Origin of the sequence: Polymorphobacter sp. PAMC 29334 (assembly GCF_019431245.1) — a bacterium.
GTDB lineage: Bacteria > Pseudomonadota > Alphaproteobacteria > Sphingomonadales > Sphingomonadaceae > Polymorphobacter_B > Polymorphobacter_B megasporae.
Genome location: NZ_CP080245.1, coordinates 185,966 through 205,193, shown reverse-complemented (window position 1 = coordinate 205,193; position 19,228 = coordinate 185,966). Strand labels below are relative to the sequence as shown.

General features: G+C 65.2%; 15 protein-coding genes and 1 pseudogene. 14 read left to right on the top strand and 2 right to left on the bottom strand.

The features are described from left to right. The first annotated feature begins 145 nt into the window (after positions 1 to 145). Both KZX46_RS22125 and KZX46_RS22120 read left to right on the top strand, forming a co-directional pair. Positions 146 to 3,037, top strand: coding sequence for a TonB-dependent receptor (locus tag KZX46_RS22125; protein WP_219777218.1), 2,892 nt, complete (start codon positions 146 to 148; stop codon positions 3,035 to 3,037). Positions 3,038 to 3,084: 47 nt separating this feature from the next. Continuing rightward, positions 3,085 to 4,590 carry a tryptophan halogenase family protein gene (locus KZX46_RS22120; protein WP_219777217.1) on the top strand — a complete coding sequence of 502 codons (1,506 nt, stop codon included), beginning with the start codon at positions 3,085 to 3,087 and terminating at the stop codon, positions 4,588 to 4,590. A gap of 3 nt (positions 4,591 to 4,593) precedes the next feature. On the opposite strand, the gene KZX46_RS22115 is transcribed toward KZX46_RS22120, so the two are convergent. After that, the gene (locus KZX46_RS22115; RefSeq protein ID WP_219777216.1) at positions 4,594 to 5,616 is read right to left on the bottom strand and encodes a LacI family DNA-binding transcriptional regulator; all 1,023 of its coding nucleotides are present in this window, start codon (positions 5,614 to 5,616) and stop codon (positions 4,594 to 4,596) included. A 136-nt stretch (positions 5,617 to 5,752) separates the two neighbouring features. Here KZX46_RS22115 and KZX46_RS22110 point away from each other — a divergent pair, with 136 nt between their 5' ends. The 12 genes from KZX46_RS22110 to KZX46_RS22055 all read left to right on the top strand — a co-directional run bounded on the left by KZX46_RS22110 (position 5,753) and on the right by KZX46_RS22055 (position 18,604). Next, positions 5,753 to 7,552 carry an alpha-amylase family glycosyl hydrolase gene (locus KZX46_RS22110; RefSeq protein WP_219777215.1) on the top strand — a complete coding sequence of 600 codons (1,800 nt, stop codon included), beginning with the start codon at positions 5,753 to 5,755 and terminating at the stop codon, positions 7,550 to 7,552. After that, positions 7,549 to 9,138, top strand: coding sequence for an alpha-glucosidase (locus tag KZX46_RS22105; RefSeq protein WP_226896325.1), 1,590 nt, complete (start codon positions 7,549 to 7,551; stop codon positions 9,136 to 9,138). The genes KZX46_RS22110 and KZX46_RS22105 overlap by 4 nt, the downstream gene beginning before the upstream one ends. Further along, on the top strand, positions 9,135 to 10,622 hold the full coding sequence (locus tag KZX46_RS22100; RefSeq protein ID WP_219777214.1) for a tryptophan halogenase family protein: 1,488 nt from the start codon (positions 9,135 to 9,137) through the stop codon (positions 10,620 to 10,622). Before KZX46_RS22105 ends, KZX46_RS22100 begins: the two co-directional genes overlap by 4 nt. After that, entirely contained in the window at positions 10,619 to 12,088 is a 1,470-nt protein-coding gene (locus tag KZX46_RS22095; protein ID WP_219777213.1) for an MFS transporter, read from the top strand. The genes KZX46_RS22100 and KZX46_RS22095 overlap by 4 nt, the downstream gene beginning before the upstream one ends. A 50-nt stretch (positions 12,089 to 12,138) precedes the next feature. Next, positions 12,139 to 13,407, top strand: coding sequence for a sugar MFS transporter (locus tag KZX46_RS22090; RefSeq protein ID WP_219777212.1), 1,269 nt, complete (start codon positions 12,139 to 12,141; stop codon positions 13,405 to 13,407). Positions 13,408 to 14,112: 705 nt separating this feature from the next. After that, complete coding sequence (locus KZX46_RS22085; RefSeq protein WP_219777211.1) at positions 14,113 to 14,547, top strand: MarR family winged helix-turn-helix transcriptional regulator; 435 nt, start codon at positions 14,113 to 14,115, stop codon at positions 14,545 to 14,547. A 37-nt stretch (positions 14,548 to 14,584) separates the two neighbouring features. After that, complete coding sequence (locus tag KZX46_RS22080; protein ID WP_219777210.1) at positions 14,585 to 15,226, top strand: glutathione S-transferase family protein; 642 nt, start codon at positions 14,585 to 14,587, stop codon at positions 15,224 to 15,226. A 62-nt stretch (positions 15,227 to 15,288) separates the two neighbouring features. Next, positions 15,289 to 16,053: a VOC family protein gene (locus KZX46_RS22075; RefSeq protein WP_219777209.1), complete on the top strand. Its 765-nt coding sequence runs from the start codon at positions 15,289 to 15,291 to the stop codon at positions 16,051 to 16,053. Between the two features lie 10 nt (positions 16,054 to 16,063). Further along, complete coding sequence (locus tag KZX46_RS22070; protein ID WP_219777208.1) at positions 16,064 to 16,558, top strand: VOC family protein; 495 nt, start codon at positions 16,064 to 16,066, stop codon at positions 16,556 to 16,558. Beyond that, positions 16,551 to 17,213: a dihydrofolate reductase family protein gene (locus KZX46_RS22065; protein ID WP_219777207.1), complete on the top strand. Its 663-nt coding sequence runs from the start codon at positions 16,551 to 16,553 to the stop codon at positions 17,211 to 17,213. Before KZX46_RS22070 ends, KZX46_RS22065 begins: the two co-directional genes overlap by 8 nt. Next, positions 17,207 to 17,866, top strand: a complete 660-nt coding sequence (locus KZX46_RS22060) for a glutathione S-transferase family protein (RefSeq protein ID WP_219777206.1) — start codon at positions 17,207 to 17,209, stop codon at positions 17,864 to 17,866. The genes KZX46_RS22065 and KZX46_RS22060 overlap by 7 nt, the downstream gene beginning before the upstream one ends. A 237-nt stretch (positions 17,867 to 18,103) precedes the next feature. Further along, a complete protein-coding gene (locus tag KZX46_RS22055) occupies positions 18,104 to 18,604 on the top strand; it encodes a MucR family transcriptional regulator (RefSeq protein ID WP_304610434.1) in 501 nt (166 codons plus the stop codon). A 156-nt stretch (positions 18,605 to 18,760) separates the two neighbouring features. Here KZX46_RS22055 and KZX46_RS22050 read toward each other — a convergent pair. Continuing rightward, positions 18,761 to 19,030: pseudogene (locus KZX46_RS22050) on the bottom strand (integrase); the annotation flags it as partial. Between the last annotated feature and the right edge of the window lie 198 nt (positions 19,031 to 19,228).

Sequence of the window (19,228 nt, the reverse complement as noted above, 5' to 3'; positions counted from 1 at the left end):
AGTTGTGCCGGCTTCGCGTGAATACGTATGCCGGATGCTGTTACGACAATCGCGACGCGGGCTAATCGGATGCACGAGCGATGGCGATCACGACCATCGGCAAGATAAATCTGGCGTGCAGGCCGCACCTTGGGGGTAACAGACGATGTCTAATTTTGCTGGCTGTTCATGCATTCGTGCCCGCTTGTTGCACGGTACCGCCGTCGGGCTCGGCCTGATCGCTGCAGCAGCTGGAGCGCAGACCACCGCCCCGACCACGCCGAACGTCGACCCGACGTCGGCGGTAACGACCCAGGCCGGGGCGCTGCCGGCATCGGCGGTGCCAACTCCCAATCAGCATGAGGTCGATCGAAAAACGGTGGCCGACGCCGCTGTCGCCAATGACGAGATCGTCGTCACCGGCCTTCGCGCCGGGCTCGCCAATGCCGCGCGGACCAAGCGCGACGCCGTTCTGATCGTCGAATCCGTGTCGGCAGAGGATGTCGGCAAGCTCCCCGACGTATCGATCGCCGACTCACTGGCTCGCCTCCCCGGCGTCACCGCTCAGCGCCTCGACGGGCGCGACCAGAACCTGTCGATCCGCGGTCTCGGCCCCGACTTCTCGACGACGCTGCTCAACGGCCGCGAGCAAGTCACGACGGGCGATAATCGCGGCGTCGAATTCGATCAGTATCCGTCCGAATTCTTCAAGAACGTCAACGTTTACAAAACCGCCGACGCCGCGCTCATCGCCGCCGGCGTCGCCGGCACGATCGACCTCCGCACGATACGTCCGCTCAGCGTCCCCGACCGCGTCATCGCTCTGTCGGCCCGCGGGCAATTGAACGAGATCAAGGCGCTCAACCCCGACAGCCCGCGCGCCGGCTACCGCGCCTCGGCAACCTACGTGGACAAGTTTCTCGACGATACGCTGGGCATCGCCATCGGCGTCGCCGCGACGCAGGCGCCGACGCAGAACGAGCGCTACAATGCTTGGGGCTATTCCGGCAGCGGCACCGCGACCGACCCGTACATCCTCGGCGGCGCCAAGCCGTACGTCGATTCCGAGCTGCTGAAGCGCTACGGCGGCGTCGCCACGATTGAATACCAGCCTTCCGAGACGTGGCACTCGACGTTCGACGCGCTGTACAGTCATTTCGAGGACACGCAGCACCTGCGCGGCATCGAGTTCCCCTTCTCGTTCGGCGGCGCAACGCTGGCCAACGCGACGTTCAGCAACGGCTTCGTTACCAGCGGCACCTTCACCCCGAACTTCGCCGTGCAGCGGAACGACTATAACCGGCGCAACGCCGACGACCTCTCGCTCGGCTGGAACAACGACTTCAAGATTGGAGAGAAGGTCCACCTCAACATCGACGCCAGCTGGTCGCGCGCCAAGCGCACCGACTTCCTGCTCGAGGACTATACAGGCACCGGCTACAACCAGAGCGGTCCAAAGGACACGGTGAAGTTCAGCCAGAACGCCAACGGCACGTTCAACCTCGTACCGACGCAGGACTATACCAACACAACGCTGTTCAAGATCACCGATCCAGGCGGCTGGGGCTATAACGGGACCACCGCCGTCGTGCAGTCGGGCTTCCTCAACCGCCCGAGCTTCAAGGACGACCTGAAGTCGATCCGCGCCAGTCTCAACGGCGAGTTCGATAATACGGTGTTTAAGGGCTGGGAGGCCGGCTTCAACTTCAGCCGCCGCGAGAAGACCAGCGCCTACACCTCGTACTTCCTCTGCCCCAAGGGCGGCGGCACGGGATGCACGGTCGCTAGCGGCACGCCGACGAGCGAGGCGATCCCGGCGGCGGCGGTCATCGGCTCGGTTCCGCTCGGCTATCTCGGCGTGCCCGCGGTCATCGCACTCAACCCGACGTATCTGTACGACAACGCCTACAACTCGGTGCTCGACAACCGGCCGGTGTCGCTCGTCCGCGATAACATGGTGATCGAGAACGTCTACACAGGCTATGCCAAGCTCAACATCGACACCGTCGCCGGCGATGCCCCGGTCAAAGGCTCGCTCGGCTTCCAAGTCATCCACACTGACCAGTCGTCCAACGGCACGACCTCGACCTTCAACCCCGCCACGGGCGTGGTTAACATCTTCCCGTTGACCGACAATTCGAAATATACCTATTTCCTGCCAAGCGGCACGCTGTCGATCGAGCTGCGGCCGAGCTTCTTCGCCAAACTCGGCGCGTCGGAGACGATCGTCCGGCCACGCCTTGACCAGGAGCGCGTGAACCAGGAACTCGATGTCAACTATTCGGTCGTCACCGCGGTGCCGCAGCCGATCACCAACCGCCCGTTCAGCTACCAGAGCGGCAACGTCAACCTGCGCCCGTACCGCTCGGTCAACGTGGACATCAGCTTCGAAAAATATTTCAAGGGTGGCTATGTCGCCGTCGCCGGCTATTTCAAGCGACTGACAAACTACGTCGATGCCAGCGCCTCGACGCTCACCGACTTCTCCACCTACACGTCACTGTTCCCGGCCGGCACGGTGTTTGCGCCGGGCAACCTCACCGGCCTCAACAATCAACCGAACAACGACGGGCGCGGCTATCTCGCAGGCGTCGAGGGCACGGTTTCGGTGCCATTTAGCCTTGTCACCCACGTCCTCGACGGTTTCGGCGTGTTCGCCACTGGGACGTATACCAAGAGCGAGATCAAGCTCGGCACCAACCCGATCCCGATCACGCTGCCCGGCCTATCGAAGTATGTCTGGAGCGGCACGGCCTATTACGAGAAGAACGGCATCCAGGTGCGGGCGGTGTACCGATACCGTTCCGACTTCCTAGGCGAGGTCGCGGGCCTGTCGGCGGCGCCGACCTACCGCAACGTCGTGTCGGAGGGTATCCTCGATGCCCAGGTCGGCTACGAGTTCCAGAACGGCTTCCTCAAAGGTCTGTCGATCCTCGCCCAGGCCAAGAACCTGACCGACCGACCCTTCATCACCTACCAGAACAACGACCGCCGGCAGTTGATCGACTACCAACGCTACGGTCGCGACTATTATCTTGGCTTCGCATACAAGTTCTGACGACGGTACGCGCTGCGCGGCAGCCCGTCGCTCCGAAGGATCTGGCGATGGCATCTAATGTGGGAGGAAGCCGGGCGCCGCTGCGCATCGTGATTGCCGGCGGCGGTACGGCCGGATGGATGGCCGCCGCCGCCTTCGGCCGCTTCCTAGAGCACGGCTTCGACGTTCGGCTCGTCGAATCCGACGCGATCGGCGCCGTTGGCGTCGGCGAATCGACGATTCCGCAGATGCGGACGTTCAACCACGCCCTCGGCCTCGACGAGGACGCGATGCTTCGAGCCTGCGGCGGCACGTTCAAGCTGGGGATCGAGTTCGTCGGCTGGGGTGCGCCCGACGAGCGCTACATGCACGCCTTCGGCGACATCGGCCGCGACGTCGGGCTGATCCCGTTCCAGCATTACTGGCAGCGCGCCCGCGCGGCGGGGCTGGCCGCGCCGCTCGGCGCCTACTCGCTGAACGAAACCGCCGCCCGCACCCGGCGCATGCATCGCGGCGCGCCGGCAACGGCGTCGGTCCCGCCGATGCCCTATGCCTTTCACATCGACGCTGGACGCTATGCGGCATGGCTCCGGCGCTTCGCCGAGGCGCGAGGCGTCGTCCGTACCGAGGGGCGGATCGTCGCGGTCGAGCGCGAGGGCGACGGCGTCGCTGCGGTGCTGCTCGAGGCAGGCGAACGGATTACCGGCGATCTGTTTCTGGACTGCACCGGCTTTCGCGCGCTGCTGATCGAGGGCGCGCTCGGGGTGGGTTTCGAGGGGTGGGCGCACTGGCTGCCGTGCGACCGTGCCGTGGCGCTGCCGACCGCGAGCCACGGCGACCTCGTTCCGTACACGCAGGCGATCGCGATGCCGGCCGGCTGGCGGTGGCGCATCCCGCTCCAGCACCGCGTCGGCAACGGCCACGTCTATGCCAGCGCCTTCATGGACGACGAGGCGGCGCTGGCCGGGCTGCTCGCCGCCGTCGACGGCGCGCCGCTGGCTGAACCGAACCGCCTGCGCTTCGCCGCCGGCCGCCGCCGCGCCGCATGGGCGGGGAACGTCGTCGCCATGGGACTCGCAAGCGGGTTCCTCGAGCCCCTCGAATCGACCAGCATCTATCTCGTGCAGTCGGCCATCGCGCGGCTGCTCAAGCTGCTTCCCGGCCATACCACCGCCGCGGCGCAACGCCGCGAATATAATCGTCAGACCGACTTCGAGCTCGAGGCGGTCCGCGACTTCATCATCCTCCATTACCACGCCAATCGTCGCGACGAGCCGTTCTGGCGAGCGGTGCGCGCCCAACCGCTGCCCGACAGCCTCGCGACGCGGATCGACCTGTACCGCTCGACCGGTCATATCGTCCGCGAACATGAGGAGCTGTTCACCGAAGTCGGCTGGCTGCAGGTACTCGAAGGCCAGGGGCTCGCGGCCGCGGCCTACTCGCCGCTCGCCGATATGATCGCCGAACCGGACCTCGCCGAGTATATGGCAACGATCCCGGCGCTTTATGCCCGCGAAGCGCAGCGCTATCCGGCACACGCCGACTTCATCGCGCGCCACTGCGCGGCGCGGTAGCCGTCAGGCCGACGCGCGGACGACGAGGTGCGGAGTTAACACCCGGTTTTCGGGCGCCTCGCCGTTGACCCGCCGGATCAGGGCATCGACCAGCAACGGCCCGGCGCTGCCATAGTCCTGCGCCACTGTGGTCAGCGGCGGGTAGCCGAGCGCGGCGGCAGGGATGTCGTCGAAGCCGATCACCGCGACGTCACCGGGGACGCGGCGGCCGGCTTCGGCCAGCGCCCGAAGGGCACCCAGCGCAATAAGGTCAGACGCGGCGAACAGTCCGTCGAAGGGGGCTCCGGCGGCGATAAGTCGTTGCGTCGCACCATAGCCGGCGGGTTCGACCGATAGGCAGTCGGCCTGCAGTCGTGGATCCACCGTTAAGCCAGCCTCGGCGAGACCGGCGCACAGGCCGAGGTAGCGGTCTCGGAACTCGGGATAATGGTCCGACGCATCTCCGAGGAAGGCGATCCGGCGGCAGCCGCGCGCAGCGAGACGGCGCGCGGCCTGCCGCCCGCCGGCGGTATTGTCACAGCCGATCACAGTGTCGCCGATGCTCGTTTCAGCTGCGCCCCAGCGAACATAATGCGTCCCCTGCCGCGCCAGCTGGTCGAGCCGGGTGCGATAGATGGCATAGTCGCCGTAGCCAAGCAGGATCAGTCCGTCGGCCTTGCGGCTGTCCTCAAAGTCGACATGCCAGTCGCTCGACAGCTGCTGGAACGAGGTCAAAAGATCGTATTTGCGATGGGCGCAGGTCATTAGGATCGACCCGAGCATCGACAGAAAGAAGGGATTGATAAATGATCCGTCGGGCAAAGGGTCTTCGAAAAACAGCAGCGCCAGCGTATTGCTGTGGCCGCTTCGCAGCGACGACGCCGCACGGTCGACCTTGTACCCGAGCAGCTGGGCGACGGCCTCGACTCGCTTGCGCGTCGCGTCGCTGACCGTCCGGTCACCGCGAAGCGCGCGCGACACCGTCGGCTGCGACACCTTGGCCAGCGCCGCGATGTCGAACGATGTAACCCTGTCTCCGGCCGCCATCGGCGCGGTGCTCCCAATTCTTGCCTCCCTATGTAAATCAAACGGGCAGGGGCAAGAATACGTATTCGCTCGCCTTTCATTGCGGGTGGGGAAACCCCATCGTTCACGGGCGACCGGAGTACCGGCGGGGGGATCGATGCCGCGCAGCAGACGGATCAGGGCGCTAGCCGCTGGCGCCCTCGCGCTGGCGGCCCCGGTGTCGGCAGCAGACTTCCGCGCGCGGCTGCCGCAGGACGAGGTTATCTATTTCCTGCTGCCCGACCGGTTCGACAATGCCGACGTGTCGAACGACCGTGGCGGGTTGACTGGCGACCGCCTGACAACGGGCTTCGATCCGACCGACAAAGGGTTTTACCATGGCGGCGACCTCAAGGGCGTCGTCCGCCGGCTCGACTACATCGCCGCTCTCGGCGCGACGGCGGTATGGGTGGCCCCAGTGTTCGGTAACAAGGCCGTGCAGGGTCCGCAAGGGCATGAGAGCGCCGGCTACCACGGCTACTGGATCACTGATTTCGAGCATGTCGACCCGCATTTCGGGACCGACGCCGACTTCAAGACGATGGTCGATGCCGCCCACGCACGCAGCATGAAGGTCTACATGGACATCGTGATCAATCACACCGCCGATGTCATTCACTACCGGGAATGCGCGGCGTCGCCGTGCCCGTACCACAGCCGCGCCGACTATCCGTATCAGCGCCGCGGCGGCGTCGGCGGGCCGCCGATCAACCCCGGTTTTGCTGGCGACGACGACCGCTCGGCCGCCAATTTCGCGAAGCTGACCGACCCGACTTACGCTTACACGCCGTACCTGCCGCCGGGCGACACGCACGCCAAGCATCCGGCATGGCTGAACGACATCACGCTGTACCACAACCGCGGCGACTCGACCTTTACCGGCGAGAGTTCGACCGAGGGCGATTTCGCCGGGCTCGACGATCTGATGACGCAGAACCCGCGGGTGGTCGCCGGGATGATCGCGGTCTACGGCGGCTGGATCGACAGGTTCGGCGTCGACGGCTTCCGCATCGACACGGCGCGCCATGTCGAGCCCAGCTTCTGGCAGGCGTTCGTCCCGGCGATTCTGGCGCGCGCCAAGGCCCGCGGCATTCCCAACTTCCACATCTTCGGCGAGGTTCACCTCGCCGATCCCGCCGTTCTCGCCGCGCATACCCGCGTCGACCGGTTGCCGGCCGTGCTCGACTTCGCGTTCGAACAGGCGGTGGTCGAAACGGTGGCGGGCACGCGCGGCACCGACGTCTGGGAGCATTGGATCGCCGCCGACCCACTCTATGCCGGCGACCCGGCGACGCTGCCGACGTTCACCGGCGACCATGACGACGGCCGCTTTGCCGCCGCGGTGCGCAAGGCCCGGCCCGATATCAGAGACGCGGAGATTTTGGCGCGCGTCGAACTGGCCGACGCGATGCTGCTGACGCTGCGCGGGGTGCCGATGATCTATGCCGGCGACGAACAGGGGTTCGCCGGACGCGGCGGCGACCAGGACGCGCGGCAGGACCAGTTCGGCAGCCGGGTCGCGCGCTACAACGACGCGCCGCTGGTCGGCACCACGGCGACGACGGCGACGCCGCGCTTCGACACCGGCCATCCGCTGTTCCGCGAGATCGCCGAACTCGCCCGGCTGCGCGTCGCGACCCCGGCGCTGCGCCGGGGCGATCAGCGGCTGCGCTTCGCCAGCGACAAGCCGGGGCTTCTCGCCGTCTCGCGGGTCGATCCGGCGACGGGCGACGAGGTGCTGCTCGTGTTCAACACCTCGACCGTCGCCGTCGACCGACTCGTTCAGGTTGGCGCGGGTACGACGGCAACGATGCTCGCTGGGTCCGGCTGCGCCCCCACGGTTGCGGCGCCGGGCTCGCTGCGGGTGACGCTGCTGCCGCTCGGTTTTGCCGTTTGTGCTATTGGACCACGCCCGTGAAAATCGCGAAGCTGTGGTGGCGCGGAGCGGTCATCTACCAGATCTACCTGCGCAGTTTCGCCGATTCCGACGGTGACGGCGTCGGCGACCTCGTCGGGGTGACCGCGCATCTAGATTATGTCGCCCGCCTTGGCGTTGATGCGATATGGGTGTCGCCCTTCTATCGATCGCCGCAGGCGGACTTCGGCTATGATGTTGCCGATTATCGCGATGTCGACCCGCTGTTCGGCACGCTCGTCGATTTCGATGCGCTGGTCGCCCGGGCGCACAGTCTGTCGCTGCGCGTCATTCTCGACCAGCCGTGGTCGCACACGTCTGACCACCACCCGTGGTTCGCCGCCAGCCGGGAGGCACGATCCGGCCCGCACGCCGACTGGTATGTCTGGGCCGATGCCAAGGCTGATGGCAGCCCGCCAAACAACTGGCAGTCCGTATTCGGCGGGCCGGCGTGGACGTGGGATGCCCGGCGGCGGCAATATTACATGCACAATTTCCTCAGCGCGCAGCCGCAGCTCAACGCGCATTTGCCAGTGGTCCAGGACGCTTTGCTCGACATCGCCCGGTTCTGGCTGGATCGGGGCGTTGACGGCTTCCGTCTCGATGCGATCAACTTTCTGATGCACGATCCGCACTTGCGCGATAATCCGGCGGCGGCTGACGACGGCCCACGCCTGCGCCCGTTCGATTTTCAGCTGCACCGCTTCAACCAGAGCCATGCCAGCATCCCGGGCTTTCTCGAGCGGCTGCGCGCGCTGACCGACACAATTCCTGACCGCTTTACCCTCGCCGAGGTCGGGGGCGCTGAAGCGGCGAGCGAGATGCAGGCGTTCACCGCTGCCGGTCGCCTCGACAGCGCGTATGGTTTCGATTTCCTTTACGCCGATGCGCTGACGCCGGCGGTCGTTGCCAGCGCGATGGCGGCGTGGCCGGCGGGGACGGGCTGGCCGTGCTGGGCGTTCGAAAATCACGACGCGCCGCGCGCTGTATCGCGCTGGGCAGCGGCGGCGCATCGGGATAGATTCGCCCGGATGAAGCTGGTTCTACTGGCCTGCCTGCGCGGCAACCCCATCGTCTATTACGGTGAGGAGCTTGGGCTGACGCAGGTCGATGTGCCGTTCGAACAGCTGCGCGATCCGGAGGCAATTGCCAATTGGCCGCGGACGCTGGCCCGCGACGGCGCACGGACGCCGATGCCGTGGCGGGGCGGTGCGCCCGCGCTCGGTTTCTCGTCCGCGACGCCATGGCTGCCGGTCGGCCCCGACCACGCCGCGCTGGCGGTCGACCGGCAGGAGGCCGATCCGGGGTCGATGCTGGCGTGGACCCGGCGCGTCCTCGCGCTGCGGCGCGACCATCCGGCGCTGCGCTGGGGCGACATCGAGCTGCTGTTGGCGCCGGCATCGCTGGTCGTGTTCGAGCGGCGGGCCGAAGCCGCGGACGGTGGCGAGCGGCTGCTTTGTGTGTTCAACCTATCGGCGGAACCGGTGGCGTGGCAAGCCCCCGCCGGCTGGATCCCGCTGCTCGACAGCACCCCGAGCGACGACGTATTGCTGCCCTACGCCGCGCGAATTCTTCGGGCGGCGGCATGAGCGCGCCGGCGGTCGTCATTCTGGGCGGTGGCACCGCCGGCTGGATGACCGCCTGCCTAATGGCGCGCGCGTGGCCGGCGACGGCGATCACGCTGATCGAAAGCCCCGCGATCCCGACGGTGGGCGTCGGTGAAGGCTCGACCCCGCAGTTGCGCGGACTGTTCGCCCAACTCGCGGTTAGCGAAGCCGATTGGATGCCCGCGTGCGATGCGACGTTCAAGACCGGCATCAGCTTCCACGGCTGGTCGCGCGAACCCGGCTTTGCCAGCTATTTCCACCCGTTCGCCAGCGCGATCGACCTGCATACCCAGCCTGCCTTCCACGCCGCGGCGTTCGCCCGGCGGACCGGCCACGACGTCGACGCCCACCCCGACGCGTTCTTCCTCACCAGCCGGCTGGCCGCCGCCGGCCGCGCGCCGGTCGCCGCCGCGACATTCCCGTTCGAGGTCGGCTACGGCTATCACTTCGACGCGGCGAAACTCGGCGACTGGTTGCGCGACCATGCCGTCGGTCGCGGCGTCGTCCATCGCCCGGCGCGGGTCGCCACGGTGACCGTCGACGCGACGGGCGAGGTGACCGGCGTCACGCTTGACGACGGAGCCACGGTCTCCGCCGACCTGTTCGTCGACGCCAGCGGCTTTGCCGGCGTGATCGCGCGGCAGGCGATCGGCGTCCGTTTTCTTCCCTTCGCCGCCAACTTGTTCTGCAACCGCGCGGTTGCGATCCCGACGCCGGTGGCCGGGCCGCCGGCGGTGCACACGCGGGCGACGGCGCTGCGCTGCGGCTGGGCGTGGGCGATCCCGCTGACCAGCCGGATCGGCAACGGCTATGTCTATTCGTCGCGCTTCTGCTCGCCCGACGAGGCCGAGGCCGAACTCCGCGCACATCTCGGCGGTACCGATGCCCCAGCGCGTCACCTGACGATGGATGTCGGCCGGCTGGAAACGGCGTGGACCGGCAACTGCCTGGCCGTCGGTCTCGCCCAGGGGTTCATCGAACCGCTCGAAGCGACCGCGCTCCACCTCGTCCAGTCGACGGTCGAGCAGTTCATCGCGACGTGGGAGGCGGCGGGCTTCACCCCGGCGGGACGCGCCGCCTTCAACACTCGCATCGCCCGGCGGATCGAGGGCATCCGCGACTATATCGTCGCGCATTACCGGATGGCGCGGCGCGACGACACGGCGTTCTGGCGCGCCAACGCGGCCAACGACGCCCTGTCGGACGACCTGAAGGCGGTGATCACCCGCTGGTTTACAGGCGGCGATGTTGCCGCCGAAGTCGCGTCGCGCGAGATCGGCGGCTATTATGCACCGATGTCGTGGGAATGCCTTCTCGCCGGTTACGGCAACTTTCCCGACGCTGCGCGCCTGCGACCCGGGCCCGACCCGGTCGACCGTGGAGGCGTGCAGCGGCTGCTCGACGGCTGTCTGCTCAACTTCGCCCATCACCACGCGGTCCTCGCGCGACTAGCCGCAGCCGCATGACCAGCGCTCGCCCCCGGCAGAGCTGGCAGGGGCTGTGGAATATCTCGTTCGGCTTCTTTGGGATCCAGATCGGCTTCGCGCTGCAGAACGCGAATGCCAGCCGTATCTTCCAGACGTTGGGCACGCCGCTCGATCAGCTCGGCCTGATGTGGATCGCCGCGCCGCTGACCGGCCTGCTGGTGCAACCGATTATCGGCTATGCCAGCGACCGGACGTGGACCCGGCTGGGCCGGCGGCGGCCGTTTTTCCTCGCGGGCGCGGTCCTCGCGACGCTGGCGCTGGTGATGCTGCCGCAAGCGCCGACGATCTGGGTGGCGGCGGTGGCGTTGTGGCTGCTCGATGCCTCGCTCAACACGTGCATGGAGCCGTTCCGCGCCTTCGTCGGCGACATGCTCGCTGAGGAGCAACAACCTGCGGGCTATGCTTTCCAGACGGCGTTTATTGGCGCTGGTGCGGTCGTCGCCAGCTTGACGCCGTGGCTGCTCGAGCACGTCTTCCATCTCGCCAACACCGTGCCAGCCGGAATGGTCGCGCCGACTGTACGCTGGAGCTTCTATCTCGGGGCGGCGGCGTTGTTCGGCGCGATTCTTTGGACGGTCGTGACGACGCGGGAATACCCGCCGGCGACGGTCGTCGCCACGACGGTGTCTGCGCCGCCGACAGTTCCGGCGAATGGCGCGCGCTGGATCTTAGGGGGCGTTGCGCTGGGCATCGTGATCCTCGGCTGCGAGCTTGCCGGCTGGCTGGCGAGTTCGGGCGAAGCGCTGCTCGTCGCCGCCGGCCTTGTCGCGTTCGGCGTGGCGCAGTTGGCCGTGGCCCGGGCACAGTGGCGCGGCGACGCTCCGGGGGTTGTCGCGCATCTCGTTGGTGATCTCGTCGCGATGCCGCCCGCCCTGCGGCAACTAGCTATGGTCCAATTCCTGACGTGGGGCGCTTTGATCGTGATGTGGGTCTACACCACGCCGGCGATCGCCCATACCGCGTGGCACACCCTCGATGCGGCGTCGGCCGCGTATGGTGACGCCGGCAACTGGGTCGGCATCCTGTTCGCCGCTTACTCCGGCGTCGCGACCATCGCCGCTTTTCTACTGCCCCGGCTCGCTCGCCGCCTCGGCATTCCGCGGACACACGGCCTTTGCCTCGGAATCGGCGCGCTGGCCTTCGTCGGCCTGTTCAGTCTGAATCAGCCCGAATGGCTGCTGTTGGCGATGGCCGGCATCGGCGTCGCGTGGGCGTCGATCCTGACCTTGCCTTACGTCGTTCTTGCCCGCACTGCGCCGCCAGAAAAACTTGGTGCCTATGTCGGCCTGTTCAATATTTTCATCGTGCTGCCGCAGTTGGCCGTCGCGACGATCTTGGGTGGGGTGCTTAAGGCATGGTTTCCGACGTCGCCCGAAACGGTCATGCTGATCGCTGCTGCGCTGTTCGCGGCGGCGGCGGTGGCGATGCAGCGGCTTCCACGATAACGATCACAAGTCGCGGGTCTCACGACGCCGCTCAGGATTGGAAACGTCATATGGCTCTCGCCCCTGCCGCGCCCCGCACCGACGAGGCCGGCATCAACGCGCCCGATCTGCAGCTGTTCGTATTCGCGCTGTTCTTCATCTTTGGCGGCATTACCAGCCTCAACGACGTCATCATTCCCAAGTTGAAGGAACTGTTCACGCTCAACTACGCCGAGGCGCTGCTGGTTCAGTCGGCCTATTTCGCCGCTTATTTCATCATGTCGCTTCCCGGAGCCGCGATCGTCCGACGCTTCGGCTATTTGCGCAGCGCCGTGATCGGGCTGCTGGTGATGACCGCTGGCTGTCTATTGTTCATTCCGGCGTCGCAGTCGGGGCGGTTCGCCATCTTCCTGTTCGCGTTGTTCGTGCTCGCGAGCGGCGTGACGATCGTCCAGGTCGTGACCAATCCGTTGATCTCGTTGCTTGGCAATCCGGCCAGCGCGTCGAGCCGGCTGACCTTTGCGCAAGCTTTCAATTCGCTCGGCACGACTGTCTTCCCTTATGTCGGCTCGATCCTGATCCTCGGCGGCCTCGCGACGGTCGATCCCAAGACGCTGTCGGGCGCGGCGCTCGATGCGTACCGCACTTCGGAGACTCACACCGTGGTCCTAACCTATATCGGCCTGGCTGCGGCGCTGCTGACGGTCGCGGCCGTCGTCTGGACGCGGCGCCACCGGCTGGCAGATGATCGAGCTGCTGGCGTCAATCTGTTCGACGCGTTCGACCTGCTGCAACGCCCGCGCTTCGCCATCGGTGCGCTGTGCATCTTCCTGTATGTCGGGGCGGAGGTCGCGATCGGGTCGCTGATCGTCAGCTACCTGACGCAGCCCGGCGTACTTGGCGGGACGACACTCGCCGCAGGCAAGCTCGTGCCGTTTTACTGGGGCGGAGCGCTGATCGGGCGTTTCGTCGGGGCCGCCCTGCTGCGCCGTATTGCGCCCGGCCGGCTGCTGGCAATCGTTGCTGGTTGCGCGATTACCTTTCTGCTCGTGGCCGCCAACAGCAGCGGGACGGTCGCCGCCGTCGCCTTGCTCGCTATCGGTCTGGCAAATGCGATCCAGTTTCCGACGATCTTCAGTCTGGCCAGCGAAGGACTGGGCCGTCGCGCCGCCGATGGCTCGGGGCTGATCTGTATGGCGATCGTCGGTGGCGCCATCGTCCCGCCGCTGACGGGCTTTGTCGCCGACCAATCGAGCCTTGCGGTCGCGCTGATCGTCCCGGCGCTGTGCTATGCAGTCATCCTTGGCTATGGCGCGACTGCCGCCCGGCTATTCGCATAACTGCACTGTATCGCGCGTCTGTTTTCGCTGCCCGTAAGCTTAAGCGAACTTCTATCGTTCAATACGGTTGTTGCCTTCAACCTTGCAACCGGAAGTGGTCAGTGAGCTTTCGGTTGTCTGCTACCACATAGCCCTTTGCCAGGTTATTTGAACCGACGGCTGTTTTCGGGCAGATCGGAGCCGGCCCAAACTACCGATTATGGGCGCGAAGCCAGCTCGATGGTCAATCTGAACGCACAACTGCTTTTCAGCCATTTGGCCGCAGTCTCGACTGGCGTACTTTGGGGCGCGAAGCAGCCGCGACGGGCAATAAGAGTAAACGACCGCTTTTCGGTTGGTCGGCAGCGATCTTTATCGGCCGGAAATGGGCGCAAAGCCGGCGCATTGCTCAATCTGAACGAACGGCCGCTTCGGGGCAGGTCGACGGCGGTCTCAAGCGGCGCATAATGGGCGCGCAGCCGCCGCGACGGGCAATCTGAACAAACGACCGCTTTTGGGCTGGTCGGCCGCGGTCTCGATCGGCCGGAAATGGGCGCAATAGCTGCCGTCGCACTTCAGAAGAATGATGACCGGGTACGAAGGACCGCCGCCGCACGCGGCCGTTCCCCGTTCCACAAATCTAGAATGCGCTCCAGCCTGATTGCATATCCATCCGTGAATACAAAAGGGCTTGACCCTTAGAGTTGATATCAACATATGTCATATATGCCTGTTACTCTCCCTTTCGAAACGACGATCGAGGTACGTGATTCCTGCTTGTGCCTGCATGCGCAGCGCGCAGCCCGTGCCCTTGCAAGGTGCTTCGACGCTGCGCTTCGACCAGTAGGTCTAACGAATGGCCAATTCTCGCTACTTATGTCGCTTAATCGGCCTGTACCGCCGCCGATGGCACCCGTTGCGCATCTGCTCGCGATGGACAGGACGACGCTGACGGCTGCACTGAAACCACTTGAGCGGCGCGGCCTCGTCGAGGTGCGCGTCGACCCAACGGACCAGCGCAGCAGGTTGCTCGTCCTCACCGACGCGGGCCGCGAGCTTCTCGCGAGCGCAGTGCCGATCTGGCGCGAGACCCACCGGGGGATCGAGGACGAGCTGGTCGACCCCGATGCGCTGCGGCGTGAGCTGGTCGCGCTCGCATGAACATCTCTCAAACACCGGCGATAACCCGAGAGGACCTATGATTCCTGTCATCACGACCTTCGCCTGGGTTCCTCCGTTTGCGCGGGGGTTCGTCCGCGATATCCGTGCGCGTTGGGCGTGCGAGGAAGTTGGTCAGCCCTATGACATCGCCCTGATCCACGACGCCAAGACACCCGAGCATCGCTGCCTTCAACCTTTTGGACAGGTGCCAACGTATCGCGACGAGGAGGTCGAGATCTTCGAGTCCGGTGCGATCGTATTGCGCATTGCCGAGCGTACCGGGCAACTGATCCCGGCCGATCCCGCGGCGCGTAGCCGGGCGATCCAGTGGCTCGTCGCTGCGCTCAATTCGGTCGAGCCGTATGTCATGGCGATAGCGATCAACGACATGTTCGAGGCCGACCGCGACTGGTCGAAGACGCGTCATGACAAGGTCGTCGACGACCTGCACGGTCGGCTCCATGATCTCGAGGTCGCGCTCGGCGAGCGCCAATGGATCGACGGCGATGCATTCACCGTCGGCGATCTGATGCTGATCTCGGTGCTCGGTGGCCTACGCGGTTCGGGGCAGCTGGAGCGCTTCCCGCGTCTTGCTGCTTATGTCGAACGCGGCGAAGCGCGGCCCGCGCATCGCAAGGCGATGGCTGATCAGCTCGCACTTTACGCCGACCAGTCTTGAAATGATCTCCGTCGGCTTCCCTGCAATCATCGATCAGTAGTTACCCAACAAGGAGAGAGCAGATGGCGAATCCAGAAGGCACCCCGATCTGGTACGACCTGATGACCACGGACCTCGACGGCGCCCAGAAATTCTATGCCGATGTCGTCGGATGGAGCATCAAGCCGTCTGGAATGGCAGGCACCGGCGACTACCGCGTGCTGACCGCGCCCGACGGCCAGGGTGTGGGCGGGCTGATGACGCTCCCCGACGGCGCGCCGATGAAGACTAGCTGGTTTACTTACATCGGTGTCGAGGACGTCGATCGGACCGCAGAAAAGATCAAGTCGCTGGGTGGCAGCGTTCACATGGCGCCGCAGGATATTCCCGGCGTGGGGCGCTTCGCGATGGTGGCCGATCCACAGGGACTGATATTCTACATCATGCGCGGCGACAGTCCGCAGGATTCACAGGCGTTTCACGTCACGGCGCCCGGACATTGCGGCTGGCACGAACTGGTCACGAGCGACCACAAGGCGGCCTTGGCGTTCTACGGCGAAGTGTTCGGCTGGGAAAATAACGAGACGATGCCGATGGGCGAAATGGGCGACTACTGTTTCATCGACCATGCCGGCCAGCGCATCGGCGCGATGATGACCGCGGGGGCCGGATGGCCGACGCGCTCGACCTATTATTTCAATGTTCCCTCGATCGACGCCGCGATCCCCAGGATCACCGGCGGTAGCGGCACCGTGACGATGGGCCCGCACGAAGTACCCGGCGGCATGCACATCGTGATGGGCCTCGACCCGCAGGGTGCGGCCTTCGCCCTGGTCGGCGGAAAGTAGGAGCGATACCATGGCGAACATGACCACCTGCCTGTGGTTCGACCACGGCCAGGCCCGCGAGGCAGCTGAGTTCTACGCGAGCGTTTTCCCCGATAGCCATGTCGGGACGGGGCAGACTTCCCCAGCAGACAACCCGTCGACCAGGCGCGGCGGAGAAATCACCGTCGAGTTCACTTTGCTCGGCCAGTCGTTCGCCGGACTCAATGGCGGCTCGCGCTACAGCCCGAACGAGGCCGTCAGCTTCCAGGTCTTCACCGACACGCAGGAGGAGACTGACCGCTACTGGAACGCGATCGTCGGCAACGGCGGCGCGGAGAGCATGTGCAGCTGGTGCAAGGACCGCTGGGGCTTCTCGTGGCAGATCGTGCCCCGCGCGCTGATGGCCGGGATGGCCGACCCCGACCCCGCCGCGTCGAAGCGCGTGATGGAAGCGATGATGACAATGCGGAAGATCGACATCGCCAAGATCGAGGCTGCGCGGGCAGGGGAAACGAAAGATGCGTAAGATCGTCGGCGGTGTATTTCAGTCGCTCGACGGCGTGATCCAGGCGCCCGGGGGGCCAAGCGAGGATCCGACAGGCGGCTTCGTGCATGGCGGCTGGATGTTTCCCGTTGCCGACGAACAAGTCGGCGCAGTGATCGGTGAATTCTTCTCGAGGCCGTACGATTTGCTGCTCGGGCGGGGGACTTACGACATTTTCGCCGCCTACTGGCCCTACGTTGACGGCGAAGCCGCGGCGATGAGTGAGGCGTTCACCACGGCAAACAAATACGTACTGACGCGCGGCGAGCAGCCGCTGCCTTGGGCGAACAGTCACCGAATACACGGCATGGACGATGTCGCGATGCTCAAGAGTGGTGATGGTCCCGATCTGCTGATCCAGGGATCGAGCACGATCTATCCGTCGCTGCTCGCAGCGGGCCTGCTCGACCGGCTCATGCTGTACACTTTCCCGATCGTACTCGGCTGCGGCAAGCGGCTATTCGGCAATGGCACACCTCCCGGCTCGTTCAAGCTGGTAGATCACCAAGTGTCACTCGGCGGCACCGTGATCACGACCTACGAACCTGCGGGTCCGGTCGAAACGGGATCCTTCGGCGCGACCACGAGCGCGCGTGAAGGCGAGCGCCAGCACAAAATGAAGGATGGCACATGGTGATGCAGCTCTTCGGCCACCCCTTCTCGTCCTACACGTGGAAGGCGCTGATCGCTTTTTATGAAAACGAAATTCCGTTCGAATTCCGGAATGTCGATCCGGCGTACCCGGAAAATGGTGCCGAGCTGTCGCGTCGCTCGGCAGTCGGCAAGTTTCCGTTGCTCGTCGATGGTGATGACGCAGTGTTCGAGGCTACGGCGATCATCGAGTATCTTGCGGCTGTCCATCCCGGACCGGTGAAACTGATACCCGCCGATCCCGCCGCGGCGGTCAAGGTGCGGATGTTGGATCGCGTCTTCGACAATTACGTGATGAACGTCATGGCAGTGGTAGTCGGAAACGCGTTGCGCCCGCAGGAACACATGGACCCTTACGGTGTCGAGCGCGCGCGCAGCGGTCTCGACAGCATCTACGCCTGGCTCAACGGTGAACTGGCGGGACACGATTGGGCATGCGGGACGGACTTCACCCTTGCCGACTGCGCCGCCGCACCATCGCTCTTCTACGCCGATTGGGTGCATCCTATCGGCAACGAGCACGTCAAGCTGAAGAAATATCGTGCCCGCCTGCTCGCGCGACCTTCGGTTGCGCGCTGCGTCGACGAAGCGCGACCGTATCGCGCCTATTTTCCGCTCGGCGCGCCCGACCGGGATTAGGATACTGATCTCTTCAGCCGCGACGTGCACTGCTGCTCCTCGGTATGCTTGCGCGAGGGCATGTCTGATAATGAGACCGGCTGCGCAGACGATTAAGGCACATTTTCATCCAGTCAAGATCGACACGACGCGGCTCAGAGTTATCTGTCATTCAACTGGAATTGTGACGTCTGGCAGACTAAGTACGGCGCACCGGTCAGCTGATACATGCAACGGGCCTCAAACAAGGAACTTGGTGTGAACGATCTTGCGTCTGATAATGAACTTTTGACCCTGACGGCCGACATCGTCAGCGCGCACGTTGCGAACAATTCGGTTGCGCTTTCTGACCTCCCGGGACTAATCGGCAATGTCCACGCAGCGCTTGCCCGTCTCGGCACTCAGGTCGAGCCGGAGAAGGTCCAGCAGGAACCGGCGGTTTCGATCCGTTCTTCGGTCAAGCCCGACTACATTGTCTGTCTCGAGGACGGCAAAAAGCTTAAGATGCTCAGGCGGTACCTGATGACCAGCTATGGAATGACACCGGACGCCTATCGCGCCAAGTGGAAGCTGCCGGCAGATTATCCGATGGTCGCGCCTGCGTATGCCGAGAAGCGTCGCAGTCTGGCGCTGAAGATTGGGCTCGGGCGCAAGGCCCCGGTCGCGCCGCCCGCACCCGCGGTCGAGGCCCGACCGGCAAAAAAGCCCCGCGCCTCCCGCGCCAAGCCCGCGCCGGCGATCGACGAACAGCCGGCTTGAGAGGTCGAACATCGCCTGACGCGCAGGGCGTTGGACCCGCGGGCCAGCGATTTGGGCTCTTGCGCTCGATATGTCCGAAACCAAAAAGTTTCGGACATATCGGCGACGGCACCGCCCACTTCGCGGCTTCAGTCTCGCACCCGGTCCCACTAGGAGCTAGTCAGCGGCAAAACGCTTCGCCAGCCTCGCGCTCGCTCCACTCTTGGCGGCGAGCTTCGCCCCGTAGCGCATCACTGTCTTGGCATCGCGCCAGCGGTACGACAGCATGATCGCCGGCAGTCCCTCCCCGGCCGCAAAATTGTCCTGCGCCAATCCGACCCGGATCGAGTGGCTCGACACCGCCTTGACCCAGCGCTCGAGCTCCGCCTCGCTCATGGTCCCGAGCAGCTTTTTGTCGAACGCCGCGCGGATCAGCCGCTTGTAGAGGTCATCGCAACGGATGTTATCTGAATTGCGCTAAAGGCGTACGGATAGCGAATACGGAGGCGACGGGCGCGATTGTAGGCGTTCAGAGCCGAAGCCCTTGTTCTGCGGCGGCGACTATGGTTGTGCTCGGCGGCTCCCGCAGGGGCTCTGACCGGACCCGGAGGCTTTACGAGCAGGTTAGTACTATCGGACGAAATC

What these genes read in the sequence shown, in the direction of transcription:
- KZX46_RS22125 (WP_219777218.1), top strand. Translation starts at nt 146, where the DNA reads ATGTCTAATTTTGCTGGCTGTTCATGCATTCGTGCCCGCTTGTTGCAC.
- KZX46_RS22120 (WP_219777217.1), top strand. Translation starts at nt 3,085, where the DNA reads ATGGCATCTAATGTGGGAGGAAGCCGGGCGCCGCTGCGCATCGTGATT.
- KZX46_RS22115 (WP_219777216.1), bottom strand. Translation starts at nt 5,616, where the DNA reads ATGGCGGCCGGAGACAGGGTTACATCGTTCGACATCGCGGCGCTGGCC.
- KZX46_RS22110 (WP_219777215.1), top strand. Translation starts at nt 5,753, where the DNA reads ATGCCGCGCAGCAGACGGATCAGGGCGCTAGCCGCTGGCGCCCTCGCG.
- KZX46_RS22100 (WP_219777214.1), top strand. Translation starts at nt 9,135, where the DNA reads ATGAGCGCGCCGGCGGTCGTCATTCTGGGCGGTGGCACCGCCGGCTGG.
- KZX46_RS22095 (WP_219777213.1), top strand. Translation starts at nt 10,619, where the DNA reads ATGACCAGCGCTCGCCCCCGGCAGAGCTGGCAGGGGCTGTGGAATATC.
- KZX46_RS22090 (WP_219777212.1), top strand. Translation starts at nt 12,139, where the DNA reads ATGGCTCTCGCCCCTGCCGCGCCCCGCACCGACGAGGCCGGCATCAAC.
- KZX46_RS22085 (WP_219777211.1), top strand. Translation starts at nt 14,113, where the DNA reads ATGCCTGTTACTCTCCCTTTCGAAACGACGATCGAGGTACGTGATTCC.
- KZX46_RS22080 (WP_219777210.1), top strand. Translation starts at nt 14,585, where the DNA reads ATGATTCCTGTCATCACGACCTTCGCCTGGGTTCCTCCGTTTGCGCGG.
- KZX46_RS22075 (WP_219777209.1), top strand. Translation starts at nt 15,289, where the DNA reads ATGGCGAATCCAGAAGGCACCCCGATCTGGTACGACCTGATGACCACG.
- KZX46_RS22070 (WP_219777208.1), top strand. Translation starts at nt 16,064, where the DNA reads ATGGCGAACATGACCACCTGCCTGTGGTTCGACCACGGCCAGGCCCGC.
- KZX46_RS22065 (WP_219777207.1), top strand. Translation starts at nt 16,551, where the DNA reads ATGCGTAAGATCGTCGGCGGTGTATTTCAGTCGCTCGACGGCGTGATC.
- KZX46_RS22060 (WP_219777206.1), top strand. Translation starts at nt 17,207, where the DNA reads ATGGTGATGCAGCTCTTCGGCCACCCCTTCTCGTCCTACACGTGGAAG.